We start from the raw sequence: 25,838 nt of genomic DNA on the forward strand, positions 1-25,838 counted from the left end.
ACCATGAAACGACATCTTCGCTTCCTGCAGGCCGCGCTGGCGACCTTACTGCTCTGGTGTGCCCTGCCCGCCGTGGCTGGGGAGTTGCCACCGCTTTCGCTGGCCGATGCCAAGGCCAAACGGGCGGTCATCCTGGATACCCGCGCCAGCTACTTCTATCAGGGGTGGCCGATGGAAGGGGAGAAGCAGGGCGGCCATGTGGCGGGTGCCGAGAACCTCTCTGCCGAGTGGAAATACAGCGATGAAGAGTGGCCAAAGGCGCTCGAGATCAAGGGGCTGAAGGCCGATCGTCCGGTTGCCCTCTACGGTGCGTCCCGCGAAGTGGCCGAGGTGGCCCGTTTGCTGCGCAAGCAAGGGATCAAGCAGCTGTTCGAGCTGCAAGGGTGGCAAGCCGCACCGCGCGAGTCGCTGGCACGCTGGCAGCAGCTGGTCTATCCGCGCTGGTTGGCGGACCTGCAAGAGGGCAAGCCGGTTGCCGCGGCGCCCAAGGGGGACTGGAAGCTGTTTGAAGTGGATTGGGGTTCACCCAAAGCCTACCTCATCAGCCACATCCCGGGGGCCGGTTATATCGATACCAACAGCCTCGAAGAGGAGCCGCTGTGGAACAAGGTCTCTGACGAAGCACTCAAGAAGCTGCTGCTGGATAACGGCATCCGTCACGACACCACCGTCATCCTCTATGGTCGCAACACCATGGCGGCCGCCCGTGCCGCGCATCTGATGATGTATGCGGGGGTGGAAGATGTACGCCTGCTGGACGGTGGCCTGGATGCCTGGTTTATCCAGCACCTGCGCACCGAAACCGGCCTGCCCAACAAATATGAGCCGGTGAAGGAGTTTGGCGTGGCCATTCCCGCTCACCCCGAGTACTACACCACGCTAAGTCAGGCGAAAGAGCTGCTCAAGCAGCCCGATAGCGCACTGGTCAGTGTGCGTACCTGGGACGAGTTTGTCGGCAACACCTCAGGTTACAGCTACATCAAGCCGAAGGGCGATATTCCGGGGGCCAAGTGGGGTCACGGTGGGGTGGATGCCAACAGCATGAGCGACTTCCACAACCCGGACGGCACCATGAAGCCGGCCCGCGAGATCCTCGCCATGTGGGACCAGTGGAACATCGAGCCAACTCAGCAGGCCGCATTCTACTGCGGTACCGGCTGGCGCGCCTCCGAGGCCTTCTTCTACGCCTGGCTGATGGACTGGAAACGGATCAGCGTCTACGACGGCGGTTGGTATGAGTGGAGTTCCGATCCCAAGAACCCGACCGTGACCGGTGAGCGCCAGCCCGCCAAGTCATGATTGCGCTCTTGCGCTTGAAAGAAGAGGCCGGACAGATGTCCGGCCTTTTTGTATCCGCTCGGACCTGCGCCAGCCTGCCACTACACTTTGCTGGTGGCTATCAGGTCGATGGAAGGAGTGGCTGATGAGACGGATATGGACAGGCCTGCTGGTGGCAGGCGTACTGGCACAGGGGGTAATGGCTGCCGAACGGGCTCGTTATCTGGTGCAACTCAAGCCGGGGGCGGAGGCCGCTGTGCTGGCCCAAAGCAAAGGGATGGGGGGCGAGCTGGCCCTGCAACTGCCCGAGCAGCATGCGCTGGCGCTCTGGTTGCCAGCTGCTGCAGCGACAGCGCTGGCGCGCAACCCCAACGTGCTGTGGGTGGAGCCGGATGCCAAGCGTTATGCCAGTGCCGAGACCCTGCCTTATGGCATTCCCATGGTACAGGCGCCACAACTGAGCGATGGTATGGCCGGAGAGGTGCTGGTGTGCATCATTGACTCTGGCTATAGCGGCAATCACCCGGATCTGCCCCATGGGGCGCAGGTGCAGGGTAGTGACAACGCTGGTACTGGCAGCTGGAGCAGTGACGAAAACGGTCACGGCACCCACGTGGCAGGCACCATAGCCGCCATTGGGGGGAACGACATGGGCGTGGTCGGTGTCTTGCCGAATCAGAGTGTTCCGCTGCACATCATCAAGGTGTTTGGCGCCAACGGCTGGGCTTATACCTCCAACCTGGTGGGGGCCCTCAATGCCTGCAAGCAGGGGATGAGCAGTCGTGGCTTTACTCGCATGGTCATCAACATGAGCCTAGGGGGCAATGTGCCCAGCAAGACGGAAGAGCAGGCGTTCAATCAGGCTTACAGCCAGAATGTGTTGAGTGTGGCGGCGGCGGGCAATGCGGGCAACACCAGCAAGTCCTATCCCGCCTCTTACAGCAGTGTGGTGAGCGTGGCTGCTATCGATAGCAGCAAGCAGTTGGCTTATTTCTCGCAACGCAACGATCAGGTGGAGCTGGCGGCCCCCGGTGTTGCTGTGCTGTCGACCGTGCCGAGTGGTTACGCCAGCTACAGCGGTACCTCGATGGCGACCCCTCATGTGGTCGGGGTCGCCACCCTGGCCTGGTCACAGCGGCTGGAGTGCAGCAATGATCAACTGCGCCAGACCCTGCGCAGCAGTGCCCAGGATCTGGGGGCTGTCGGACGGGACAACAGCTATGGCTATGGTCTGGTGCAGGCCAGAGCCGCGGCAGATCGGCTGGCACTTGGCTGTGGTTCCGGTACCGGTAGCAGTGGCAAACCGGGTGGTCGCAAGTAACTGATTTTTGATGGTGATCTCACTTTATTGTGCAAGTTTCCGACTGCCTGCCGGATTGGAGTAGGCTGGATATGACACCCTCGTGGTGAGGGTGAAAGGAGAAGAGTGCGCCTATGAAAAAACTGATGATGATCCTGGTGTGCGCCCTGGGGCTGGTAGCATGCAGCTCCCAATACATCATGAGCACCAAGGATGGCAAGATGATCACCACAGAGAGCAAGCCCAAGCTGGACGAGAGTACCGGTATGTATCGCTATTACGATCATGAAGGGCGTGAGGTGATGATCAATAAAGAAGATGTGACCCAGATCATGGAGCGTTGAGCGCTCATATGCAGTCAGGGCCGCAATATGCGGCCCTTCACATTTTTACCGGCAAATTCCTCCATTTTCTCAGGCAATCGCCCCTCTTTCGCCGCAAATGCGCGTTCGGGTACAGCTTCCGTTATGGTTCGGCCCGTATTATTGCACTCCGTTTTTTATTGGAGGTGTTATGTCCCTGATGTCTATCTGGAATTCCCGTTTTTCCGCGCGCACCCTGCTGGGTGGTGTCTTGCTGGTGGTGGCGTCAGCCAGCCATGCTGGCGATGATCAGTTCACGCTGGGGCGGACTATTTTGCTGGGGGCCGGTGATCATGGTGCGACAATTCCTTTGGTGATTTGCCGTCAGACCAAATATATCAAGGTGAAGGCGGAACGTGATTTGACCCTGGATCGGGTGGTGGTGACCTATGGTGGTGATCGTACCAAAACCATTCGCTTCGATCGGGAGATGAGCAGTGATAAAGAGACCGAGTGGAAATCACTGGGTTCGCGTCGTTGTGTGAAAAAGATCGAAGTGTACGGTAATTCTGAGCGCAGCAAAGCGGGCGTAAAAGTATTCGGCCGTAAATAATCGATGCATTTTGTCTGCACGAACAGATGAGCTAAAAATAATGGCGAGCCGTGGCTCGCCATTATTTTTTATGGTCGGCTTTGCTATTTTTTCGGCCGAAATGGCTTGATGACAGTTTCATCGCACTCGAGATACGGCCCTTCCATCAAATCGATGCAGTAGGGGATGGCGGGGAATACTGCATCCAGACACTCGCGGATCGATTTGGGCTTGCCCGGCAGATTGACGATCAGGGTGTCGTCGCGCAGTCCGGCTGTCTGGCGCGACAGAATGGCGGTCGGCACAAACTTGAGGGATTCGGCCCGCATCAGCTCGCCAAAGCCCGGCATCATGCGATCACACACCGCTTCGGTCGCTTCCGGCGTGACATCCCGCTTGGCCGGGCCGGTGCCGCCTGTGGTGACGATGAGACAACACTGCTCTTCATCCGCCAGCCGGATCAGGGTCGCTTCAATCTGATCCTGTTCATCGGGGATCACCTGATAGACAGGTTCCCACTCCGATGTCAGATAGGCGTTCAGGGTGTCGATGATGGCCTTGCCGGAGAGGTCTTCATAGATACCCGCGCTGGCGCGATCGCTGACGGTGACGATACCGATTTTTGCCTTGCTCATGGTCTGCTCTTGAATGTCCGATAAAAGTGGCAATTAAAATAACATAATCAGTGAGATATGTTAAACCGTCGGAAGGAGCTACTGGTCATTTTATGGATGATAAAGAGTCGAATGAAGCAAAATTAATTTATCCCGGCTTTTATTGGAAATAAAAAACATAAAAAAGCAGCCTAAAATGTCTAAGTGTTTTGCATGCTCTTTCTTTTTTAAGCAAATGTTTGTTTCTGCATGTTATTTCAATGGATGATTTTCATCATGGTTGCCATTTTAATAACGATTACCTGAGTGGTGTGGTGAGCTCTTTGCCGCTCGGTCGTATATAAAGTTTTATATGGCTGATTCCTCAAGTTGTGGAGCCAGCAAGAGTCGCCGAGGAGGGCATATGGAGTTGCCTGATTTTGACACCCTGAAGGAGTTGGCCGCGAGAGAGCCTTCCCGGCTGGATGCGATCCTGGAGCAGCAGATCGACCAGTTGATGGCCCGTGCGAGCCCCGATCAGCAGCGCCGTCTGCGCGGATTGCAGTTCAAGATTGATGGTCAGCGTCGGCTGGCTAAAAACAATCTAGACAGCTGTATCCGGATTGCCAACATGATGCGGGAATCCTTTTATCTGATGCGCAGCGAAATGATCCAGTTCAGAGAAGAGGGAGAGCCTCCGCCTGAAAACGATGGCAGTGGTAAAATAATCCGTCTGGCGGACTATCGACGTCGTAAATAATCTGCAAGAAACTCCTTGGTTGATATTTCAGCCAAATCGGTGAGGTCATAATAAAGGGAATTGCTGACGACCTGATTGTTATGGTTTTTAATGTTAGTCGTAATGTATTTGTGATGTAATCTCTTTTCTCCTTCTTGTAATAAATTATTAGTCAGGTTGTGATTGAGGTGGATGAATAACGGTAAAAGTTAGGCTAATATGGCCGAAATTTTTATTGCTACGACTCGAAGGGATTATGAGAAGTATCACACCAAGACGGGTGTTGTCGCGGGAGCAACAGACAGAGATCACCCGCATTATCGTCAAGGTGGGTCAGTTGTTGGCCCAGTTCGGGGCGGAGAGCCGGATCATCGAACAGACCACGGTGCGACTGGGGATGGCGCTGGGGTTGGAGAGTGTCGAAATGGCTATCTCGTCGAGCGCCATTGTGCTCACCAGTCTCTATCAGGGCAGCTGTGTCACCACTACCCGGCGGGTGCGTGAACATGGCATCAACATGCAGGTGGTGTGCGAAATCCAGCGGATCTGCATCATGGCGGAGAAAGAGCTGATCGGCGCACGGGAAGTGCGCCAGCGCCTCGAGGCCATTGTCCCCTTCCATTATCACCCCTGGCTGGTGGTGCCCATGGTAGGGCTCTCCTGTGGAGCCTTTAGTCTGCTGTTTGGTGGTGATTGGCCCATCTTCCTGGTGACCTGCTTCTCGTCTGCCGTCGCGATGCGGGTGCGCCAGCTGATGGCCCGCCATCACCACAGCCCGCTCATCAACTTTGCCGCCACTGGCTTTATTGCCACCTTGCTCTCCTCCAGCGCCACCTTCTTCAACTGGGGTGACCAGCCCTATCTCGCCATGGCGGCCAGCGTGCTGCTGCTGGTGCCGGGCTTTCCGCTGATCAATGCGGTCTCCGACATGGTGAAGGGCTACTTCAACATGGGGCTGGCCCGCTGGGGAACCGCGACCCTGCTGACCATCAGCGCCGCCATAGGTATCATTTTGGCCATGTCGGTCACCGGTATCTGGGGGTGGAAAGTATGATGGATTTGCTCTGGCTACTGGCCAAGGATGCCTTCTGGTCCTCCATTCCGGCGGTGGGGTTTGCCATGCTGTTCAACGTGCCACCACGGATGCTGAAATATTGCGCCATGGGCGGCGCGCTGGCCCACAGCCTGCGTACCCTGCTGATCCACTACGGCATGCCCATCGAGTGGGCGACGTTGGCGGCGGCGACCACGGTCGGCTTTGTCTGCGTCTACTGGTCGCGCCGTCTGCTGGCACCGCGTCCGGTGTTCAGCGTTGCCTCCATCATTCCGATGATCCCGGGCAGTTATGCGTTCAAGACCATGATTGCGGTGGTGGAGCTCAACATCAATGGCGTGACCATGGAGTTGATCCAGAGTGCGGTGGAGAACGGCCTCAAGGCGCTCTTTATCGTCGGTGCCCTCAGTTTCGGTTTGGCGATCCCCTCTCTGGTCGTGTACCGTAACCGCCCCATAATCTGACAGACGGTGAGAGGCCCCATGAAGATTTCCATGATTGCCGCCATGGCCCACGATAGGGTGATCGGCAAGGACAACCAGATGCCCTGGCATCTGCCTGCCGATCTGGCTCACTTCAAGCGTGTCACCCTCGGTAAACCGGTATTGATGGGGCGCAAAACCTTCGAATCCATCGGTCGACCGCTACCCGGACGGCGCAATCTGGTGATCAGCCGCAATCCCGATTATCAGGCTGAGGGCATTGAGGTGGTGGGCTCCGTCGAGGCGGCGCTGGCGCTGTTGGCAGGCAGCTCGGTGGAGGAGTTGATGGTGATCGGTGGTGGTCATCTCTATGCCGAGATGTTGCCGAGCGCGGATTGCCTCTATCTGACGCAAATCGATCTGGCGGTGGAGGGAGATACCCGTTTCCCCGCTTTTGACGATGCCCACTGGCAACGCGTTGATTGCGAGAGCCACCCTGCCGATGAAAAGAACCCGCACCCTTATAGCTTCGAGACCTGGCTGCGCCGCTGACGGGCAAATGCTAATTTGCAAATAACAACAAGGGCATCTTCGGATGCCCTTGTTGTTCTGTTGGGTTTTCAAGATGGAATTAGATGCCTGAGCCGTCGTTCTCGCCATTTTCCTCGTGCAAACCGCACTCGCGCTTGAGGCCGAAGAAGCGGGTCTGCTCCTCGCTCATGCCCGGCTCCCACTTGGCGGTGGTGTGGATATCGCCCACCGAGAGATAACCCTGCTCCCACAGCGGGTGGTAGGGGAGGTCGAACTCCTTGAAGTAGTAGAAGACATCCTTGTTGCTCCAGTCGATCACCGGCAGGAACTTGAAGCGGCCGCGCTGGATGCCCAGCACCGGCAGCTTGCCACGGCTGCCGGACTGCTCCCGGCGCAGGCCGGAGAACCAGGTCTGGGCCCCCAGCTCACGCAGGGCACGGTCCATCGGCTCCACCTTGTTGAGCTGGTTGTAGCGGGTGATCCCCTCTACCCCCTGCTCCCACAGGAGGCCAAATCGCGCCTCCTGCCAGGCCGGTGACAACTCGGCCCGATAGATATTCAGGTTGAGTGCGAGGCGCTCGGTCAGCTCGTCGATAAAGCGGTAGGTCTCGGGGAAGAGATAACCGGTATCGGTCAGCACCACCGGCACGTCGGCCCGCTCGTGGCTCACCAGATGGAGCATCAGTGCCGCCTGAATGCCGAAGCTGGATGAGAGCACATGCTCCCCCGGCAGATTGGCCAGTGCCCAGCGCACCCGCTCGGGGGCACTCATGGTATCCAGCTCCCGGTTGAGGGGGGCCAGTGCCTCGGCCTGCTCTTCACGGCCGAGGGTCAGCAGTGCCTGCAGGTCAAGGCGGCCATCTTCAGTGACATTAAGCGGCTGATTAAGCGGCATAGAAGTCCCTCGCGGAGTCGATGACCGGGGCTATGATGCCGGCGCGAATGACGAAGTCACCGAAGCACTCGCCAGCGTGGCGATCTTTGGCCCAGCGGCCGATAAGCACGTCGAGTTCGGCCAAAATCTGCGGCTCGGTGATGTTCTCCTGATAGAGGCGCGGAATGCGGGTCCCCTCCAGATTGCCCCCCAGATGGAGGTTGTAGCGGCCGGGCGCCTTGCCCACCAGACCCACTTCCGCCAGCATGGCGCGGCCGCAGCCGTTGGGGCAGCCGGTGACCCGGAAGATGATGGCGTCATCCGCCAGGCCGTGCTTGGTGAGCAAGCCCTCGATGTCGGTGACAAACGCTGGCAGCATGCGCTCCGCCTCGGCCATCGCCAGCGGGCAGGTGGGCAGGGCCACACAAGCCATGGACTGCTTGCGCTGCTCGCTCACGCCGTCATCCAGCAGGCCGTACTGGCGCGCCAGCCCCTCGATGCGGGCCTTCTCGCTGGCAGGTACCCCGGCGATGATCAGGTTCTGGTTAGCGGTCAGGCGAAAATCCCCCTGATGCACCTTGGCGATCTCCAGCATGCCGGTTTTGAGCGGCTTGCCCGGGAAGTCCAGCAGGCGGCCATTCTCGATAAACAGGGTGAGGTGGTGCTTGCCGTCGATCCCCTCGACCCAACCGAAGCGATCGCCCCGGCTGGTGAACTCATAGGGGCGAACCGGTCCGAACTGGATGCCAGCTCGGCTCTCCACCTCGGCCTTGAACGCTTCGACGCCGACACGCTCTAGGGTGTACTTGGTCTTGGCGTTCTTGCGGTTAACCCGGTTACCCCAGTCGCGCTGGGTGCTGACGACGGCGGCGGCCACCTCCAGCACGTGAGAGAGCGGAATAAAGCCAAAATCGCTCGCCTTGCGCGGGTAGGTGCTGGTGTCGCCGTGGGTCATGGCCAGGCCGCCGCCCACCAGCACGTTGAAGCCTACCAGCTTGCCGTGTTCGGCAATCGCCACGAAGTTGAGATCGTTGGCGTGGATATCCACGTCGTTGTGGGGCGGGATCACCACGGTCGTCTTGAATTTGCGCGGCAGGTAGTTGGAACCCAGGATCGGCTCCTCATCCTGCCCCAGTTTTTCACCGTCCAGCCAGATTTCCACGTAGGCGCGGGTCTTGGGCAGCAGATGCTCGGAGATCTTCTTGGCCCACTCGTAGGCTTCCTGATGCAGCTCGGACTCCACCGGGTTGCTGGTGCATAGCACGTTGCGGTTCACGTCGCCGGCGGTGGCGATGGAGTCGATGCCGGTGCTGTGAAGGGTCTGGTGCATCAGCTTGATGTCGCGCTTCAATACCCCGTGGAACTGGAAGGTCTGACGGGTGGTCAGGCGGATGCTGCCGTAGAGGCTGTGCTCTTCGGCGAACTTGTCGATGATCTGCCACTGGGCCGGGGTGATGATCCCACCCGGCAGGCGGGCACGCAACATGACGTTGTGCTGCGGCTCCAGCTTCTGGGCGGCGCGCTCCGGGCGGATGTCACGGTCATCCTGCTGATACATGCCGTGAAAGCGGATAAGCTGGAAGTTGTCGCCGTTGAAGCCGCCGGTGAGCGGGTCCTGCAGATCCTGCTCAATGGTGCCGCGCAGGAAGTTGCTCTCGCGCTTGAGGCGCTCGTTGTCGGCCAGCGGCCCTTCGACCGGTCCCGCTTTTGGGTGAGAAAGAGGTTGTTTGCTCATCAATAGACATCCCTTTGATAACGTTTGGCACGACGCAATTCGCTCAAATACTCTTCTGCTTCCTCACGGCTCTTGTGGCCGTGTTCGGCAATCACTTCCAGCAGGGCCTCCTGCACATCCTTGGCCATCTTGTTGGCGTCGCCACACACATAGAAGTGAGCACCTGCTTCCAGCCACAGGTAGAGCTCCTGGCCCGCTTCACGCAGGCGATCCTGCACATAAATCTTGTTGGCCTGATCCCGGCTGAAGGCTAGGGAGATCTTCGACAGCAGCCCCGATTTCACATAACGCTGCCACTCCACCTGATAGAGGAAATCCTGGGTAAAGTGGGGGTTGCCGAAGAAGAGCCAGTTCTTGCCCTCGGCACCTTGGGCTTCCCGCTCCTGCATAAAGGCGCGGAACGGGGCGATGCCGGTGCCCGGGCCCACCATGATGACGGGGGTGTCGGGGTTTTGCGGCAGGCGGAAGTTGTCGTTGTGCTCGACGAATACCCGTACCTCGCCATCCTCAATCAGCCGATCCGCCAGATAGGAGGAGGCGGCGCCAGAGCGCACTGTGCCATCTTCCTGCGGGTAGCGCACCACGCCGACGGTCAGGTGCACCTCCTCTTCCACTTCGCTCTGGGCGGAGGCGATGGAGTAGAGGCGCGGGGTGAGGGGTCGCAGCAGGCCAACCAGCTGCTCGGCCGTGAGCGCGGTCGGGAAGCGTTTCAGCACATCCACCACTTGGGCAGAGGCGACCAGTGCATTGACCTGGGCCTGGTCACCGGCCAAGTCTTTCAGCGCCGCGTTGTCCGATATGTCAGCGAGCCCTGTGATAAAGCCGCCGTGCAGCCGGGTCAGTTCGAAGTGACCGGTCAGTGCGGCGTGCAAGGTGCCGTGAGCCGTGGCTTCATCGCCAGAGAGGCCGGTCAGGGCCAGCACTTCGCCCACCAGTTCGGCGTCATTGTCGAACCAGACACCGAGGGCATCCCCCGGCTGATAGGTGAGGCCGGAGTCGGCCAGATTGATTTCGATATGGCGGATATCCTTGGTGGAATCCCGGCCTGTGATCTTCTGATTGACCGACAGGCGGGCAGGGAAGGGGTTCTCCTTGCTGTACTGGCTGTGGCCAACCGCCTGCTGCACCGCGCTGGCTACGCTGTTGCTGGCAGCACCGGTAGAGAGGGTCGTGGCAATGGCGTTGAGCGCTTGTTCGCCCCACGACTTGGCTGCATCCTGATAATCCACATCGAGGCTCGCGAGCTCATAAATGCGCTCGGCTCCAGCGGTGGCGAGGAAGTTGTCAAAATCTTTGCCGGTCTGGCAGAAAAATTCGTAGGAGCTGTCACCCAGCCCCAGCACCGCGAACTTGAGGCCGTCCAGCTTGCCGATCTTGCCTTTTTTAAGCTGCTCGAACAGATCGACTGCGCTCTCCGGCGGTTCACCCTCCCCGTAAGTGCTCACTACCACCAGCAGATGGCTTTCTTTCTTGAGCTGCTTGGGTTTGTAGTCGGCCATCGACGCTAGGGTGGCCGGTAGACCACGGGCTTCGGCCTGCGCCTTGATGGCAGTAGCGACGCCTTTGGCGTTGCCGGTCTGGGAGCCGTAGAGAATGGTCAGGCTGCCGCTGGGCGCAGCCACGGCGGCGCTGGCAGCAACGTTCTGGTGACCACTCTGGGAGAGGCCGTAGAGATATCCGCTCACCCAGGCCAGTTGCTGGGTATTGAGGGTCGAGAGTACCTGGCCCAGCTGACGTTGCTGCTCGTCAGAGAGGGGGGAGAGGTTGAATGGGGAATCCTTCAATTGCATCACACGCGTCTTCCATGGTCTGATTTTTGGCCAGATTAAAGGGCGTGTTGGATAACAACAAAGAATAAAAATGTCTTCTTTATTCTATTAATGCATTAAAGGGGCAGAGGTACGCCTGTTCCCGCAGCAAAAGAGGGGCGTGGTATAAAGAGCGTTAAATGAGAGCCACTTGATAACACAGGAAGTGCCATGTCGAATATCCGATTGTTTCATGTCAATGCGTTCAGTCAGCAGCCCCTTGGTGGCAATCCCGCGGTGGTCGTATTGGGAGCAGCCCTGCCTGATGCCAGCCAGTTGGCGATGGCGGCCGAGTTCAATCTCTCCGAGACGGCCTTTCTGGTGCAACTTGGCAGGGCCCATTACCAGTTACGCTGGTTCACGCCGAAAGTCGAGGTTGATCTCTGCGGTCATGGCACCTTGGCGGCTGCTCATGTGTTGTGGCAGACAGGAGCGGTCGCTGCACACGAGACTATCCGCTTCGAGACCCGTAGTGGTGAGCTGCTGGCCCGGCGCGAAGGGGAGTGGATTTGGCTCGATTTTCCACGTATCGCGTTGACGCCACTGACGCTGGATCCCGCCTATGCTGCCGCGCTTGGTTGCCAGCCACGACAGACCTTGGCGGTCGGGGCCAAGTTCTTGCTGGAGCTGGCAAGTGAAGAGGAGATCCGCGCTATTTCGCCTGATTTCCATGCCCTGCGCGCCCTGCCGGGACGGGGGGTGATAGTGACGGCGCCCTCAAACGACTCGAACCATGACTTTGTCTCCCGATATTTCGCCCCTTGGGTGGGCGTCGATGAGGATCCGGTTACTGGTTCCAACCACTGCGCTCTGGTGTCCTTTTGGGCTGAACGGTTTGGTAAACGGCAACTGCGGGCCCGTCAGATTTCGGCCCGTGGTGGTGAGTTGCGGCTTGAACTGCAGGAGGATCGGGTACTGATTGCCGGTCAGGCCGTCACATTGTGGCAGGGGGAGTGGCTGCTGCCACCGGCCTGACAAGTGGCAAGTCGGCGGCGTATTAAAGGTTCGCCACTGGTTTGTGTCCGCCATAAAAAACGCCCCGTGGTTGCGGGGCGTTTTGACTGTCATGGACGGCAGCTGTGCTGCTGTGGCCCTGTTTCTGCGGCTCTTACTTTTGCGGACGCAGGGCCGGGAACAGAATGACGTCGCGGATGGTGTGGCTGTTGGTGAACAGCATGACCAGACGGTCGATACCGATACCCTGACCGGCAGTCGGCGGCAGGCCGTGTTCCAGTGCGGTGACGAAGTCGGCGTCGTAGAACATGGCTTCGTCGTCGCCTGCTTCTTTCTGATCAACCTGATCCTGGAAGCGCTTGGCCTGGTCTTCTGCATCGTTAAGCTCGGAGAAGCCGTTGGCCAGCTCGCGGCCACCGATGAAGAATTCGAAGCGGTCGGTTACGTCCGGGTTCACGTCGTTGCGGCGGGCAAGCGGAGAAACGGCTGCCGGGTACTCGGTGATGAAGGTCGGTTGCAGCAGCATGTGCTCCACGGTCTCTTCGAAGATCGCGGTGATCACGTGGCCCAGCTCCCAGCCCTTCATCAGCTCGATATGCAGACGCTTGGCAACGGCCTTGGCGCTCTCGAGGGTAGCCAGATCGTCCAGAGTTACATCCGGGTTGAACTTCAGGATGGACTCGACCATGGTGAGGCGCTGGAACGGCTGACCGAAATCGATGGTCAGACCCTCTTCGCCCTCTTTGGCGTAACGGATCTTGGTGTCGCCCAGAATGTCCTGCGCCAGGGTACGCAGCAGCTCTTCGGTCAGGTCCATCAGATCGATGTAGTCGGCGTAGGCCATGTAGAACTCGATCATGGTGAACTCGGGGTTGTGACGAACCGAGATACCTTCGTTACGGAAGTTGCGGTTGATCTCGTAGACACGCTCGAAACCACCGACCACCAGACGCTTCAGGTAGAGCTCCGGAGCGATACGCAGGTACATATCGATGTCCAGCGCATTGTGGTGAGTGACGAACGGACGCGCGGAGGCACCACCCGGGATGACTTGCATCATCGGGGTTTCCACTTCCATGAAGCGCTTTTCATTGAAGAATTTACGGATACCGGCAACCACCTGGGTGCGGATCATGAAGGTCTTGCGGGACTCTTCGTTGGCGATCAGATCCAGGTAGCGCTGGCGGCAGCGAGCTTCCTGGTCGGTCAGGCCTTTGTGCTTCTCGGGCAGCGGACGCAGTGCCTTGGTCAGCAGGCGGATATCGGAAACGTGAACGGAGAGCTCACCGGTCTGGGTCTTGAACAGGGTACCTTCGACACCCACGATGTCGCCCAGATCCCACTTCTTGAACTGCTCGTTGTAGAAACCTTCCGGCAGGTCGTCACGGGTGACGTAGACCTGGATCTTGCCGGCCATGTCCTGCAGGGTGGCGAAAGAAGCCTTGCCCATGATCCGGCGGGTCATGATGCGACCGGCAATCTTCACCCGTTTACCCAGGCTCGTCAGCTCCTCGGCGCTTTTGTCGTCGAACTCTGCGTGCAGATCGCCAGAGAGGCTGTCGCGACGGAAGTCGTTGGGGAAAGGATTACCCTGGGCGCGCAGGGCGGCCAGCTTGGAACGACGCTCGGTCATCTCGTTGTTGAGTTCGAGAGTTTGGTCGACTTCCGGAGTGATGGTTTGTTCAGACATGGTGATTCCTGCTTGTTTACAGACCTGATTTCAGGCTGGCTTCGATAAACTTGTCCAAGTCACCGTCGAGCACCGATTGGGTATTACGGGTTTCGACGCCGGTGCGCAGATCCTTGATACGGGAGTCATCCAGCACATAGGAACGGATCTGGCTGCCCCAACCGATATCAGACTTGGTCTCTTCCAGGGCTTGTTTCTCAGCGTTCTGCTTCTGAATTTCCAGCTCGTAGAGCTTGGCTTTCAGCTGCTTCATACACTGGTCTTTGTTTTTGTGCTGGGAACGGTCGTTCTGGCACTGTACCACGACACCGGTCGGAACGTGGGTAATACGTACCGCGGATTCGGTTCGGTTAACGTGCTGACCACCGGCACCGGAGGCACGGTAGACGTCGATCCGCAGATCCGCCGGGTTGATCTCGATATCGATATCGTCGTCGATCTCGGGGTAGACGAACACAGAACAGAAGGAGGTGTGACGGCGGCCACCGGAATCGAACGGAGACTTGCGAACCAGACGGTGTACGCCGGTTTCGGTACGCAGCCAGCCGAATGCATATTCGCCGGTGAACTTGATGGTGGCGGATTTGATGCCGGCCACGTCGCCTTCGGAGCATTCAATCAGCTCGGGCTTGTAGCCGTGGGCATCGCCCCAGCGCAGGTACATGCGCAGCACCATGTTGGCCCAATCCTGCGCTTCGGTACCACCGGAGCCGGATTGAATATCGATATAGCAGTCGGAGCCGTCGTGCTGACCGGAGAACATGCGGCGGAACTCGAGGTCCACCAGCTTGGCTTCCAGTTGCTCGGATTCGGCGATAGCTTCGTTGAAGGTCTCTTCGTCTTCTCCTTCCACGGCCAGGCTCACCAGCATCTCGACGTCATCCACGCCCTGGGTCAGGGTGTCGATGGTGCCGACCACGTTTTCCAGCGCGACGCGCTCTTTGCCCAGCGCCTGTGCGCGCTCGGGTTCATTCCATACGTCCGGCTGTTCCAGCTCGGCGTTGACCTCTTCTAGACGCTCTTTCTTGGCGTCATAGTCAAAGGTACCCCCTAAGAAGCTCGGTCCGCTCAGACAGCTCCTTAAGTTTATTTAATACGGGATTAACTTCGAACATCGTGAAAACTCTCAGGGTCGATGTGATTTAAAAACGGGATATTCTAGCCAATTGTGGAAGGAATAAACAGGGTTGCCTTGGCTTGTGCGGCTCATGCCGTCAATTTCTGGTGCACTTTTCTCCACCTCGGTAGAAAATATCGCCCGCCGACCCATTTTCAGGTTCAGTTTTGGCCATTCGGGTCGCTAATGACTACGTGTAGTGTTGTGCAATTTAGGGAAAAACCCGCTCCTCACCTCAATAAGAAGAACACATGATGAAAAACCTGTCACTCAAGCAGAAGATACTGTTGTCAGTGGTGATCGCCCTTTCGCTGGTGATCTCGTTGCTCTCCTGGCAGAGCTATAGCAGCCAGAAGAGTCTATTGCTGCAAGGCAGCCAGGAGCAGTTGCAGCGGTTGGGCACCCAGCAGGCCGAGCGTGTCAGCGACTGGCTCGCCGCCCGTCGCGACGTCATTCAGGCGCTTGGCAACAAGGCCGGTGTCGACCCCCTCAATGCCTTGCAACAGGCACAAGTTTCCGGCCGTTTCCAGCTCACCTATTTCGGTGAGAGCAGCGGCAAGATGAATGACTCCGATCCCTCCATCAACCGCGATGGCTACGACCCGCGCTCCCGTGGCTGGTATCAGGAAGCAATGGGCAAGGGCGGCCTGATTGTCACCAAGCCCTATCTCGACGTGGCTTACAACATCATGGTGGTGACCCTGGCCCAGCCGGTTTCTGGCGGGGTAGTCGGTGGTGACCTCTCCATCGCCTCGCTGGTGGAGGACGTCACCAAGATGAAGCTGCCGGCCGATGGTTTTGCCATCATGATGCACAAAGACGGCACCATCATCGCCTACAAGGATGCCGCCAAGGCGATGAAACCGGCCACCGAGATCGACAACGATCTGACCAATGCGCTGATCGAGCAGAGCAAGGCCAGCAACGGTCTGGTGGCGGCCTACTTCGACAACGAAGGACGTGACAAGCTGCTGTGGGCGGTCGATATCCCCGACACCGACTGGGAACTCGTGTTGGTGCTGGACAAGGCCGCGCTGGAAGCGCCGCTCTCCTCCCTGCTGATGACCCAGCTGGGCATGGCGCTGCTGGTGCTGGTGGGCAGTATCCTCGCTATCTCCTGGCTGGTCAGCATGCTGCTGGGCCCGCTCAGCAAGGTCTCCCAGGCACTGGCACGCATTGCCGATGGTAACGGCGATCTGACCCAGCGCATCAAGATCGATGCCAACGATGAAGTGGGTCAGCTGGCGAACAGCTTCAACCGCTTCGTCGGCAGCCAGCACCAGCTGATCGGTAATATCCGCCAGCTGGCCAACGAGCTGAACGCCGATGCCGAGCGCAGTCTGGTGACCAACCAGGCCGCGGTGGACGAGCTGCAGCGTCAGCAGCAGGAGGTGACCATGGTCGCCACTGCGGTCACCGAGATGGCGAGCGCCACCATGGAGATCGCCGGCAACGCCGAGAACACCGCCGCCGCTGCCCAGCAATCTGCCCAGAGCAGTGAGCAGGGCAAGATGCTGGTGAACAAGACCCGCCAGTCCATCAATGGTCTGGCTGAAGAGGTGGGGCAGGCGACCGAGGTGATCGGCGAGCTGAGCCGTCACGCGCAGGCCATCACCAGCATCCTCTCCACCATTCAGGGGATTGCCGAGCAGACCAACCTGCTGGCGTTGAACGCGGCCATTGAAGCGGCCCGCGCCGGTGAGCAGGGTCGTGGTTTTGCGGTGGTGGCTGACGAGGTGCGGGTACTGTCTCGCCGTACTCAGGACTCCACCCAGCAGATCCAGTCCACCATCGAGACCCTGCAACAGACCACCGCCCGCGCGGTGAGCCTGATGCAGACCAGTCAGGGGCTGGCGGACAACAGCGTGCAGGATGCGGATCAGGCGGTGCGCGCACTGGAAGAGATCACCAGTGCCATCTCCCTCATCTCCGACATGGCGGGCCAGATCGCCACTGCCGCTGAGGAGCAGACCCAGGTGACCGGCGAGATCACCCAGAACACCACCGCCATCAAGGATGTGAGTGACGAGATCACCGCCGCCGCCATGCGCGATCTGGATCAGGCCCAGAGTCTCAAGGGACGGGCAGCTGACCTTAACCAGCAGGTGTCGACCTTTATCCTGTAAGGTGCAACTCTCGGCCTGTTCCGGCTGAGATAAAAAAGCCCCGCCCTCTGTCGAGTGCGGGGCTTTTTGTTGTTCGGGGAAGTGCGGGATATAGGGATTCCGGGTTGCTCGCGGGTCACCCTGGTGGCGGATACGAGCCCCGGCTCTGCCTGCGTCACCTGGCGAGTCGATAACAAACAAAGAGCCCACCGAAAGGTGGGCTCTGATCATATACGTCTGACGGAAAGGGAATTACAGGAATGGCATCGCCATAAACAGCTTGATCACCATGGCGTTGATGATGTCGATAAAGAAGGCGCCCACCATGGGCACCACCAGAAACGCCAGGTGGGAGGGTCCGAAGCGCTGGGTGATGGCCTGCATGTTGGCGATGGCGGTCGGGGTGGCCCCGAGGCCAAAGCCGCAGTGACCTGCCGCCAGCACGGCTGCATCATAGTTGCTGCCCATGACCCGGAAGGTGACGAAGATGGCGTAGAGCGCCATTGCCACGGTCTGGGCGGCCAGCAGAATGAAGATGGGCAGGGCCAGGCTGGCCAGATCCCACAATTTCAGGCTCATCAGTGCCATGGCGAGGAACAGCGACAGGCTGACGTTGCCCAGCAGGGAGACCTCGCGATCGCTCACCTCATGCCAGTTCAGCAGGGTCAGGACGTTGCGCAGCAGCACGCCGACAAACAGCACGCAGACAAAGATCGGCAGCTCGAAGGCGCCCCCTTTGAGAGAGGCCGAGAGCAGCTCGCCACCCTTGAGGCTGATGGCTATCAATGCCAGCGTTTCGATAACGCTGAAAGTGGTGAGGGGGCGCTCCATATCTGGCATTTCGAAGCCCTGGGGGGCCTCATCCTGATTGTGCTCCTCACCGGGCACCTGCACTTTCTTCACCAGATAGCGAGCCACCGGGCCACCGATCAGGCCGCCCAGCACCAGACCGAAGGTGGCGCAGGCGATGGCGAGTTCGGCAGCGGATTGCACGCCGTACTTCTCGGAGAAGGTGGCACTCCAGGCCGCCCCGGTGCCGTGGCCGCCGGAGAGAGTGATGGAGCCGGCCAGCAGCCCCATATGGGGATCTAGACCGAGCAGGGTCGCCAGACCGACACCCAGACTGTTCTGCACCAGCAGCAGGCCGGTGACCACCATCAGGAAGGTAACCACCGCCTTGCCGCCGCGTTTCAGGCTGGCGAGATCGGCGGAGAGACCGATGGAGGCGAAGAAGGCCAGCATCAGCGGGGTTTGCAGGCTGGTATCAAATTGCAGCTCCATCTGCAGGGTGGAGCGCAGCAGCAGCAGTACCAGCGCGACCACCAGGCCGCCGGCTACCGGTTTGGGGATGTTGAAGGTACGCAGCAGCCCGACTCGGGTAACCAACACCCGGCCAAGCAGCAATACCAGAGTGGCAGCGACCAGCGTTGCGTAGGAATCAAGTTGTAACATTCAGTACTCCCATGTTGATTGGCTGTGTCTTTCATAGCAAAAGACTTACAGATTCAGCCGGGATGAAAACAGTGTGGCTCATGCGCCAACAAAGAAGGGGAAACATCTCCCCGCCCCAGGAAAGATGGGGCTTGTGCGGGCCTGAAATGCTCAGGCATCCAGATGAGATTTTAGTAAAATCCGGCGGATTGTAGCAAAAAGCATCGTTTAATTCCATCTTTGTCGTATTAATGCTCGTTTTAGTGGTTTATTGTGACATTTAGCACTATGTAGGTAGAGGGCAGAAAAGCCGAAAAGGGTGCATGGAACGGCTGTCATTTGGGGCGCCAGTCTCTATAATTCGCCGGTTTCCGCTGCACGCAGAGGCGCTGGCGGGCGTTGACATTGTGGTTCACCCCGACATGGTTCATGTTCCGGCGGTGTTCACTTCATCAAGAGGAGAGGGTGTGAAGAAGTCTATCTACATTGCCTACACAGGCGGCACCATTGGGATGCAGCGTTCCGATCACGGCTACGTGCCGATGGCGGGCTTTATGGAAGACTGTCTGGCGCGGATGCCCGAGTTCCACCGCCCCGAGATGCCGGATTACCATATCCACGAATATGCGCCCCTCATCGACTCCTCCGACATGACCCCGGCGGATTGGCAGCGCATCGCCGAGGATATTCGCGACAACTACGAGAAATACGATGGTTTCGTGATCCTGCACGGCACCGACACCATGTCGTTCACCGCCTCGGCGCTCTCCTTCATGCTGGAAGATCTGCACAAGCCGGTCATCATCACCGGCTCCCAGATCCCGTTGGCCGAGTTGCGCTCCGACGGTCAGCAGAATCTGCTCAACGCCCTCTATATCGCGGCCAACTACCCGATCCACGAGGTGACGCTGTTCTTCAACAACCAGCTCTATCGCGGCAACCGCAGCAAGAAGGTGCATGCAGACGGCTTCCACGCCTTCGACTCCCCCAACTATCCGCCGCTGCTCAATGCCGGGATCGCCATCTCGCTGGAGGCGGGCGAGCTGGGCTTGCCCTCCGCGCGGCCGCTGGTGCTGCACGACATCACCCCCCAGCCGATCGGCGTGGTGACCCTCTATCCGGGGATCTCCAGCGAGGTGATCGCCAACATCCTGCAACAGCCGGTGAAGGCGCTGATCCTGCTGTCATTCGGGGTCGGCAATGCGCCGCAAAACCCGGCCATGCTGGCGCTGCTCTCCGAGGCTTCGGCCCGCGGCGTCATCATCGTCAACCTGAGCCAGTGCCTGCACGGCAAGGTCAATATGGGGGGCTATGCCACCGGCAATGCCCTGTCGCGGGCCGGGGTGATCTCGGGCTTTGACATGACCGCCGAAGCGGCGCTCACCAAGCTGCACTTCCTGCTGAGCCAGGATTTACCATCCCACCGCATTCGCGAGCTGATGCAGCAGTCCCTGCGTGGGGAGCTGACTCCCTAAGCGATACGGCCCTCACCCTAACCCTCTCCCGGCGGGAGAGGGGATAGAGCGAGATGCTGTTGGCCACGAGGCTTGCCATGAAGAGCGTTGGCAGGTGGCCCGTTCACTGTTCGCAGGTGCGAGCCTGCTCCCTTCTCCCCCTGGCGGGAGAAGGGTTGGGGATGAGGGGGATGAGTCACCCGGCATCGATAGGAAAAAAGAGGGGAGCCATCATGGCTCCCCTCTCTGTTGTGGCCGCCGCGAGCGGCCTGCCGGGTAAGACTCAGTGGTTGAGGTCGACCCGCACTATCTCTTCCTCATCGCGATACTGACGCTTGAGTTCGCTCTTGCTCTTCATCACGATTTCGCCGTCACGACCTATGTTCATATGTTCGGGATTGTCGAGATGCATCGCCTGCCAGGCCATCACGGCTTGCAGGGAGGTGGCTTTCTGCTCGTCGGTGAGGGGCTTGCCATCGGGCCACTTGCCCAGCTCGACTGCGGTCTTGAGCCGCTCGTACACCTCTTGTGGCATCTGCCTGATTGCTTGCAAAAACTCACCCTGTTGAAACGACATCCGGCCTTCTCCTTGAACTATTGAGCCATAAACTTCGGGGTCAGCCCGGCAGATCCTGGCGGGCTATGCAGGCAGATCCTGGCGGACTACGCCAGCCATCTGCTCCATCACCCGCACTACCTGACAACTGTACCCGAACTCGTTGTCATACCATACGTAGAGCACACAGTGATCCCCCTCGGCGATGGTCGCCTGGGAGTCGACGATGCCCGCATAACGGGAACCTACCATGTCGGAGGAGACCAGCTCGGTACTGGCGCTGAAGTCGATCTGGCGGTGCAGGGCCGAGCTTAGCGCCATCTGCTGCAGATAGGCGTTGAGGCTCTCCCGATCGGTGGCCTGCTCCAGCGACAGGTTGATAATTGCCAGCGAGACATTGGGGGTCGGCACCCGGATGGCGTTGCCGGTCAGCTTGCCCTTGAGTTCCGGCAGCGCCTTGGCCACCGCCTTGGCGGCGCCGGTGCTGGTCATCACCATATTGAGGGCCGCGCTGCGACCGCGGCGCTCGCCTTTGTGGTAGTTGTCGATGAGGTTCTGATCGTTGGTGTAGGAGTGGACCGTCTCCACGTGGCCGTGGCGGATGCCGAACCGCTCCTGCATTACCTTGAGCACCGGGGTGATGGCGTTGGTGGTACAGGAGGCGGCGGAGATGATCCTGTCATCCGGGCCTATCACCTCATGGTTAACCCCGAACACCACGTTCTTCATCTCCCCCTTGCCGGGGGCGGTCAGCAGCACCTTGCCAGCACCGCGCGCTTTCAGGTGCTCGGAGAGGCCAGCCTCATCGCGCCAGACCCCGGTGTTGTCGACGATCAGCGCATCGTGAATGCCGTAAGCTGTGTAGTCGATGTCAGCCGGGCTATTGGCGTAGATCACCTGAATGAAGGTGCCGTTGGCGATGATGGCGCTGCGCTCCACATCCACCTCGATGGAGCCATTGAAGGGACCGTGTACCGAGTCGCGGCGCAGCAGGCTGGCGCGTTTTTCCAGATCCCCGTCGCGACCACCGCGTACCACGATGGCGCGCAGGCGCAGCGGATTGGCAGCGCCGGTGCGCTCGATCAGCAGGCGGGCCAGCAGGCGGCCGATACGGCCAAAGCCGTAGAGCACCACGTCGGTCGGTTGCGGCATCTGGTTGCGGCCAAGGGCCGGTGCCAGTCGCGCTTGCAGATAGTCCTCGATCCCCGCTTCATCCTGATGATCCTGCCAGTAGCCGACTGCCAGCTTGCCAAGGTCAACCTCGGCTGCGGTGGGTTTGAGGGTCACGATGGCCTGAAGCAGGGGGAAGCTTTGCTGGATGGGGAGGGGCGCGCCCTGGTGGCGGCGGACGACCCGGTGGGCCTTGAGGATATCGATGGTGGAGGCGTTTTGCAGCGGGCGGCCGTAGAGGGTGATCTCGACCCCTTGTTGTCGGTAGAGGCGACCAATCAAGGGCTGCATGGCTTCGGCGAGCTCCTGGCTCTCCTGCCACGCTTGCAAGTAGTGCTCGTGGGTCATTGACCAGATCCTTTATTTCACGTTGTTGGTGTAAATAGAAAATTCGTCGAATGCAGATCAGTGTAGGGGTCTATATTTCGTTATATTATTCTGCAATCGCGGCCTTATATGGCGCGCGCATTGTAATGGATATGTAACCGGTTTGCTAGCCGGTGGTGGCCGACAGAGGCTTCAGTTGTTACCAACCCGCGTTACCAACAAGATGTGAATCATGGCCAATTTCCCCCTGCGACAGACCTTCATCATGCTTTCAGTCGGCCTTGCCGTAGCTGGCTGCAATGACGATCGGATCCACAACATCTGTGGCAATCATCCCGAGCTCTGCCAGGATCTGGTGGACGATGGCTGGTGTCGCTACGAGCGTACCGATGTGATCCGCAGTCGCTTCTATCTCAAGGAGGAGGGGACGGATCGGCGCAAGTACGAGCTGATGCGCAACCTTGAGCGCTATCTTAAGTGTGCCGAGCGCTCTACCAACATCGAGTATAAGAATGCCCGCGAGCAGAAGAGCCCACGGGTGGAGGGGATGCTGGCGGCTGGCGAACAGTTGGCCCAGCTCGATGTGGCCACCCGCAACTCGCAGGATCCCTACTTGCTGCTCTGGCACTGGACCAACAACACCAACGAGCTGGCCCGTCAGCAGTTTATGGCGCTGGAAGGTAACAAGGTGCTCGACGAACCGGAACTTCAGCTGGCCCTTGGCGGAGCCTACGCCAAGAGCGACCCCGAGAAAGCTATTTCCATCATGCATCACGGCCTCTCCCTCTATCGGGAAGGTGACAAGATAAACAGCCGCCTGCTCACCTCCCTCAGCACCCTCTATATGGGCCAGAAGCAGTACGGGCTGGCCTATCTGTGGGGCAAGGTGAGTGAGTCTTTTCAGGATGCGCCAGAGGTCTCTGCCAGGCGTTTTGGTATTTATCACACCCTGAGCAAAACAGATCAGGATGCCTACGACGTGCGAGCGGCTGAAATAGTCGATCAACTGAAACATGGCAGCTATCGGCACTGAGGCTCTGATGATTGCACTATCCCCGGCCAGCTGCTGGCCCGCACCTTTTTCCCTCTCGTTTGTCCATGGCGAGGTGATCACCGATGGCCATACCCTGGAACGCCTTACGGTACGTGCCGTAGTACTCCGTGGCGACGAGTTGCTGCTGGTCCACTCCCGGGTCAACGGTGATCTGATGTTTCCTGGCGGCGGCGTTGAAGCGGGGGAAAACCACCATGTGGCGCTGGCCCGCGAGCTGAAGGAGGAGTGCGGTGCCGAGTTGCTGGAAGTAGGGACCCTGCTTGGCGAGACCCGGGAATACCGCGCCGCCCGCGAGCCGGGGTTCGATGCCTACTGCATCCGCTCGCTGTACTACTTGTGCCGGATTGGTGATCAACTGGTGGAGCCACAGCCACAGCCCTACGAGATCCGCCTTGGCTTCGTGCCCGGCTGGTTTGGCCTCGACGAAGCGCTGCAGACCAACAAGACCCAGCTGGCGGGGCCCTGTCCCCAGTGGACGGCGCGAGAGACCCGGGTGCTGGCCCAGTTGCAACGCTGGCATCAGCAGGGGGTCTTCGACCACGGCTGATGAGTAGATCAAGCTGCAACGGTCAGTGACACCAACAGAAAGAGCGCCAATAGGCGCTCTTTCTCATTGCGAGGGTGGCGGTTACTGGCCGCTCTATCGTGCGAGGTTACTTGACCTCTTCGCCCTTGGCTTGCAGATCCGCGTGATAGGAGGAGCGCACGAAAGGACCGCAGGCGGCGTGGGTAAAGCCCAGCTCCATGGCGACATCTTTCAGCTCGTCAAACTCTGCTGGCGGCACGTAGCGCTTGACCGGCAGGTGGTGGCGGCTTGGCTGCAGATACTGACCCAGGGTCAGCATGTTGACGCCGTGAGCGCGTAGATCCTTGAGCACCTCGACGATCTCTTCGTTGGTCTCGCCAAGGCCCATCATCAGACCGGACTTGGTCGGTACATGGGGGTGCATCTCCTTGATACGGCGCAGCAGCTCCAGCGACCACTTGTAGTCGGCACCCGGGCGAGCGACGCGATACATGCGCGGCGCAGTTTCCAGGTTGTGGTTGAAGACGTCCGGCGGCGTTTCGCGGAACACCTCAAGGGCCTGCTCCATCCGGCCACGGAAGTCCGGGGTCAGGATCTCGATGCGGGTCTGCGGGCTGTGCTCGCGGATCTCGCGGATGCAGTCGGCGAAGTGCTGGGCACCGCCGTCGCGCAGATCGTCGCGGTCCACCGAGGTGATCACCACATACTTGAGGTTCATCTCCTTGATGGTCAGCGCCAGCTTCTTCGGTTCTTCCGGATCGAGTGCCAGCGGGCGGCCGTGGGCCACGTCGCAGAAGGGGCAGCGACGGGTGCAGATCGCGCCCATGATCATGAAGGTGGCCGTGCCGTGGTTGAAACACTCCGCCAGGTTGGGGCAGGAAGCCTCTTCACAGACCGAGTGCAGCTTGTTCTTGCGCAAGGTGCTCTTGATGTGTTCGATCTTCTGGCTGGAAGGGGGGAGTTTGATCCGCATCCAGTCCGGCTTGCGAAGGATTTCTTCGTTGGGATCCGGCATGAATTTCACCGGGATCAGGGCCATCTTGTCGCCATCGCGCAGCTTGACGCCCGGCTCCATACGAACGGGTTTGCTCATGATTCACTCTCGGTGTTTGTTATTGTCTGATAGCCAATCAGGCTGGCCAGTTCGGCCACCAGAATGGATTGCGCCTCGGCCACGCTCTGCGGGCCGCCCAGGGCGCTGGTCTGGGTCATGGCCATGCCCGCATAGCCGCACGGATTGATGTGCAGGAAGGGGGTCATGTCCATGTTGATGTTGAGGGCCAGCCCGTGGAACGAGCACCCCTTGCGGATGCGCAGTCCCAGCGAGGCCAGTTTGGCCTCCATGCCAAGGTCATTTTTCACATAGACCCCGGGGGCATCTGCCTTGGCATAGGCCTGGATATTGCTTTTGGCCAGGGTGTTGATGATGGCTGTTTCCAGCGCGGTCACCAGCTCGCGCACCGAGAATTTGCAGCGGCGGACATCCACCAGGACGTAGAGCACCAGCTGGCCCGGGCCGTGATAGGTCACCTGACCGCCGCGATCGCTCTGCACCACCGGGATATTGCCCGGATTGAGCAGGTGTTCGGCCTTGCCGGCCTGGCCCTGGGTGTAGACGGGGTCATGTTCGACCACCCAGAACTCGTCCGGGGTGTCGCTGGTGCGGTTGTCGGTGAAGGCTTTCATGGCGTCCCATACCGGCTGGTAGGGGCGGCGACCCAGCTGCCTGACTATCAGGCTGTGCTGAGCGGGGATCTGGGATGACATGGTGTCCTCGTGGCGTGCTGCGGCCAAAAACAGTCGCCCCGCAGAACGGGGCGAGAGAGAAATTACAGTACGTATTTCACCAGCTCGATCTTGCCAAGCGCAGTGTACATCGCTTCGATGTGCTCTTTGCTCTGGGCAGTCACGGTCACGCGAACCGAGTGATAGTTGCCCTTGGAGCTGGGCTGGACGGTCGGGCTGTAGGTGCCCGGAGCATGCTGCTGCAGCACTTCAACCACCATATCCGGCAACGCAGGATCCGCGATGCCGAGTACCTTGAACGGGAATTTGCAGGGAAACTCCAGCAGTTCATCAAACTTGGTATTCATTTACTCACCTTTTTCGTCATCAGCATGATGACTTCATCTTGGATGGCTAGTGGCCGATGGCCCGTGGAGGCCGCCATTTCAAGTCTGTATGGGGGCGGCTAAACCCTATATGGGCGCCGCACACTCCGGGATC

The 25,838-nt window shown here is 59.4% G+C and carries 25 protein-coding genes; 13 read left to right on the top strand and 12 right to left on the bottom strand.

Annotation, left to right across the window (positions count from 1 at the left end; genetic code table 11):
• Nucleotides 1–3 precede the first annotated feature (3 nt).
• The 4 genes from G5195_RS06030 (at nucleotide 4) to G5195_RS06045 (ending at nucleotide 3,493) form a co-directional block, all read left to right on the top strand.
• Nucleotides 4–1,299 (top strand): sulfurtransferase, encoded by a 1,296-nt coding sequence (locus G5195_RS06030; protein WP_421235948.1) that lies wholly within the window; start codon nucleotides 4–6, stop codon nucleotides 1,297–1,299.
• Between the two features lie 124 nt (nucleotides 1,300–1,423).
• On the top strand, nucleotides 1,424–2,599 hold the full coding sequence (locus tag G5195_RS06035) for a S8 family peptidase (RefSeq protein WP_227342051.1): 1,176 nt from the start codon (nucleotides 1,424–1,426) through the stop codon (nucleotides 2,597–2,599).
• Nucleotides 2,600–2,712: 113 nt separating this feature from the next.
• Complete coding sequence (locus G5195_RS06040; RefSeq protein WP_129503426.1) at nucleotides 2,713–2,922, top strand: YgdI/YgdR family lipoprotein; 210 nt, start codon at nucleotides 2,713–2,715, stop codon at nucleotides 2,920–2,922.
• Between the two features lie 169 nt (nucleotides 2,923–3,091).
• Entirely contained in the window at nucleotides 3,092–3,493 is a 402-nt protein-coding gene (locus tag G5195_RS06045; RefSeq protein ID WP_129503427.1) for a DUF2541 family protein, read from the top strand.
• 83 nt (nucleotides 3,494–3,576) lie between these two features.
• Here the strand turns inward: G5195_RS06045 and mog are convergent, their stop codons facing one another.
• Nucleotides 3,577–4,107: a molybdopterin adenylyltransferase gene (gene mog, locus G5195_RS06050; RefSeq protein ID WP_005354170.1), complete on the bottom strand. Its 531-nt coding sequence runs from the start codon at nucleotides 4,105–4,107 to the stop codon at nucleotides 3,577–3,579.
• A gap of 382 nt (nucleotides 4,108–4,489) precedes the next feature.
• Between mog and G5195_RS06055 the strand changes: the two genes are divergently transcribed.
• The 4 genes from G5195_RS06055 (at nucleotide 4,490) to folA (ending at nucleotide 6,832) form a co-directional block, all read left to right on the top strand.
• Nucleotides 4,490–4,825, top strand: a complete 336-nt coding sequence (locus G5195_RS06055) for a DUF3135 domain-containing protein (RefSeq protein ID WP_421205075.1) — start codon at nucleotides 4,490–4,492, stop codon at nucleotides 4,823–4,825.
• A 235-nt stretch (nucleotides 4,826–5,060) separates the two neighbouring features.
• On the top strand, nucleotides 5,061–5,858 hold the full coding sequence (locus tag G5195_RS06060) for a threonine/serine exporter family protein (protein WP_421213134.1): 798 nt from the start codon (nucleotides 5,061–5,063) through the stop codon (nucleotides 5,856–5,858).
• Nucleotides 5,855–6,322 carry a threonine/serine exporter family protein gene (locus G5195_RS06065; protein ID WP_026035076.1) on the top strand — a complete coding sequence of 156 codons (468 nt, stop codon included), beginning with the start codon at nucleotides 5,855–5,857 and terminating at the stop codon, nucleotides 6,320–6,322. Before G5195_RS06060 ends, G5195_RS06065 begins: the two co-directional genes overlap by 4 nt.
• Nucleotides 6,323–6,340: 18 nt before the next feature.
• Nucleotides 6,341–6,832 (top strand): type 3 dihydrofolate reductase, encoded by a 492-nt coding sequence (gene folA, locus G5195_RS06070; protein WP_309506834.1) that lies wholly within the window; start codon nucleotides 6,341–6,343, stop codon nucleotides 6,830–6,832.
• Between the two features lie 79 nt (nucleotides 6,833–6,911).
• On the opposite strand, the gene G5195_RS06075 is transcribed toward folA, so the two are convergent.
• Genes G5195_RS06075 through G5195_RS06085 form a run of 3 tightly spaced genes read right to left on the bottom strand, consistent with a single transcriptional unit; the run spans nucleotide 6,912 to nucleotide 11,210 of the window.
• Entirely contained in the window at nucleotides 6,912–7,706 is a 795-nt protein-coding gene (locus tag G5195_RS06075) for a phosphoadenylyl-sulfate reductase (protein WP_421235949.1), read from the bottom strand.
• Nucleotides 7,696–9,420 (bottom strand): assimilatory sulfite reductase (NADPH) hemoprotein subunit, encoded by a 1,725-nt coding sequence (gene cysI, locus G5195_RS06080; protein WP_421235950.1) that lies wholly within the window; start codon nucleotides 9,418–9,420, stop codon nucleotides 7,696–7,698. The genes G5195_RS06075 and cysI overlap by 11 nt, the downstream gene beginning before the upstream one ends.
• The gene (locus G5195_RS06085) at nucleotides 9,420–11,210 is read right to left on the bottom strand and encodes an assimilatory sulfite reductase (NADPH) flavoprotein subunit (protein ID WP_421235951.1); all 1,791 of its coding nucleotides are present in this window, start codon (nucleotides 11,208–11,210) and stop codon (nucleotides 9,420–9,422) included. The genes cysI and G5195_RS06085 overlap by 1 nt, the downstream gene beginning before the upstream one ends.
• 189 nt (nucleotides 11,211–11,399) lie before the next feature.
• On the opposite strand from G5195_RS06085, the gene G5195_RS06090 reads away from it, so the two are divergent.
• A complete protein-coding gene (locus G5195_RS06090; RefSeq protein ID WP_216953010.1) occupies nucleotides 11,400–12,203 on the top strand; it encodes a PhzF family phenazine biosynthesis protein in 804 nt (267 codons plus the stop codon).
• A 133-nt stretch (nucleotides 12,204–12,336) separates the two neighbouring features.
• Here G5195_RS06090 and lysS read toward each other — a convergent pair whose 3' ends face one another.
• The gene (lysS, locus tag G5195_RS06095; protein WP_005335201.1) at nucleotides 12,337–13,872 is read right to left on the bottom strand and encodes a lysine--tRNA ligase; all 1,536 of its coding nucleotides are present in this window, start codon (nucleotides 13,870–13,872) and stop codon (nucleotides 12,337–12,339) included.
• 16 nt (nucleotides 13,873–13,888) lie between these two features.
• A protein-coding gene (gene prfB / locus G5195_RS06100; protein WP_100645262.1) for a peptide chain release factor 2 occupies nucleotides 13,889–14,987 on the bottom strand; the annotation gives its coding sequence in 2 pieces (ribosomal slippage) (nucleotides 13,889–14,911 and nucleotides 14,913–14,987; 1,098 coding nt in all).
• A gap of 256 nt (nucleotides 14,988–15,243) precedes the next feature.
• Here prfB and G5195_RS06105 point away from each other — a divergent pair.
• Nucleotides 15,244–17,115, top strand: coding sequence for a methyl-accepting chemotaxis protein (locus G5195_RS06105; RefSeq protein ID WP_201946356.1), 1,872 nt, complete (start codon nucleotides 15,244–15,246; stop codon nucleotides 17,113–17,115).
• 231 nt (nucleotides 17,116–17,346) lie between these two features.
• Here the strand turns inward: G5195_RS06105 and gltS are convergent, their stop codons facing one another.
• Nucleotides 17,347–18,546 (bottom strand): sodium/glutamate symporter, encoded by a 1,200-nt coding sequence (gene gltS, locus G5195_RS06110; RefSeq protein WP_108614086.1) that lies wholly within the window; start codon nucleotides 18,544–18,546, stop codon nucleotides 17,347–17,349.
• A 446-nt stretch (nucleotides 18,547–18,992) separates the two neighbouring features.
• Between gltS and ansA the strand changes: the two genes are divergently transcribed.
• A complete protein-coding gene (gene ansA, locus G5195_RS06115; protein WP_421235952.1) occupies nucleotides 18,993–20,000 on the top strand; it encodes an asparaginase in 1,008 nt (335 codons plus the stop codon).
• Nucleotides 20,001–20,262: 262 nt separating this feature from the next.
• On the opposite strand, the gene G5195_RS06120 is transcribed toward ansA, so the two are convergent.
• The gene (locus G5195_RS06120) at nucleotides 20,263–20,556 is read right to left on the bottom strand and encodes a YeaC family protein (protein ID WP_042061025.1); all 294 of its coding nucleotides are present in this window, start codon (nucleotides 20,554–20,556) and stop codon (nucleotides 20,263–20,265) included.
• Nucleotides 20,557–20,619: 63 nt separating this feature from the next.
• Nucleotides 20,620–22,053 carry a glyceraldehyde-3-phosphate dehydrogenase gene (locus G5195_RS06125; protein ID WP_421221871.1) on the bottom strand — a complete coding sequence of 478 codons (1,434 nt, stop codon included), beginning with the start codon at nucleotides 22,051–22,053 and terminating at the stop codon, nucleotides 20,620–20,622.
• A 211-nt stretch (nucleotides 22,054–22,264) separates the two neighbouring features.
• Between G5195_RS06125 and G5195_RS06130 the strand changes: the two genes are divergently transcribed.
• Both G5195_RS06130 and G5195_RS06135 read left to right on the top strand, forming a co-directional pair.
• Nucleotides 22,265–23,065 (top strand): DUF2989 domain-containing protein, encoded by an 801-nt coding sequence (locus G5195_RS06130; RefSeq protein WP_421235953.1) that lies wholly within the window; start codon nucleotides 22,265–22,267, stop codon nucleotides 23,063–23,065.
• A gap of 7 nt (nucleotides 23,066–23,072) precedes the next feature.
• Entirely contained in the window at nucleotides 23,073–23,633 is a 561-nt protein-coding gene (locus G5195_RS06135; RefSeq protein WP_227342061.1) for an NUDIX domain-containing protein, read from the top strand.
• 106 nt (nucleotides 23,634–23,739) lie between these two features.
• Here G5195_RS06135 and lipA read toward each other — a convergent pair whose 3' ends face one another.
• The 3 genes from lipA to ybeD form a co-directional block, all read right to left on the bottom strand.
• The gene (gene lipA / locus G5195_RS06140) at nucleotides 23,740–24,705 is read right to left on the bottom strand and encodes a lipoyl synthase (RefSeq protein ID WP_139740976.1); all 966 of its coding nucleotides are present in this window, start codon (nucleotides 24,703–24,705) and stop codon (nucleotides 23,740–23,742) included.
• Nucleotides 24,702–25,379: a lipoyl(octanoyl) transferase LipB gene (gene lipB / locus G5195_RS06145; protein WP_216953013.1), complete on the bottom strand. Its 678-nt coding sequence runs from the start codon at nucleotides 25,377–25,379 to the stop codon at nucleotides 24,702–24,704. The genes lipA and lipB overlap by 4 nt, the downstream gene beginning before the upstream one ends.
• Nucleotides 25,380–25,441: 62 nt before the next feature.
• The gene (ybeD, locus tag G5195_RS06150) at nucleotides 25,442–25,705 is read right to left on the bottom strand and encodes a DUF493 family protein YbeD (RefSeq protein WP_005348100.1); all 264 of its coding nucleotides are present in this window, start codon (nucleotides 25,703–25,705) and stop codon (nucleotides 25,442–25,444) included.
• Nucleotides 25,706–25,838: the final 133 nt, after the last annotated feature.

It is taken from the genome of Aeromonas sp. 601039 (genome assembly GCF_049174415.1).
Taxonomy (GTDB): domain Bacteria; phylum Pseudomonadota; class Gammaproteobacteria; order Enterobacterales; family Aeromonadaceae; genus Aeromonas; species Aeromonas veronii_A.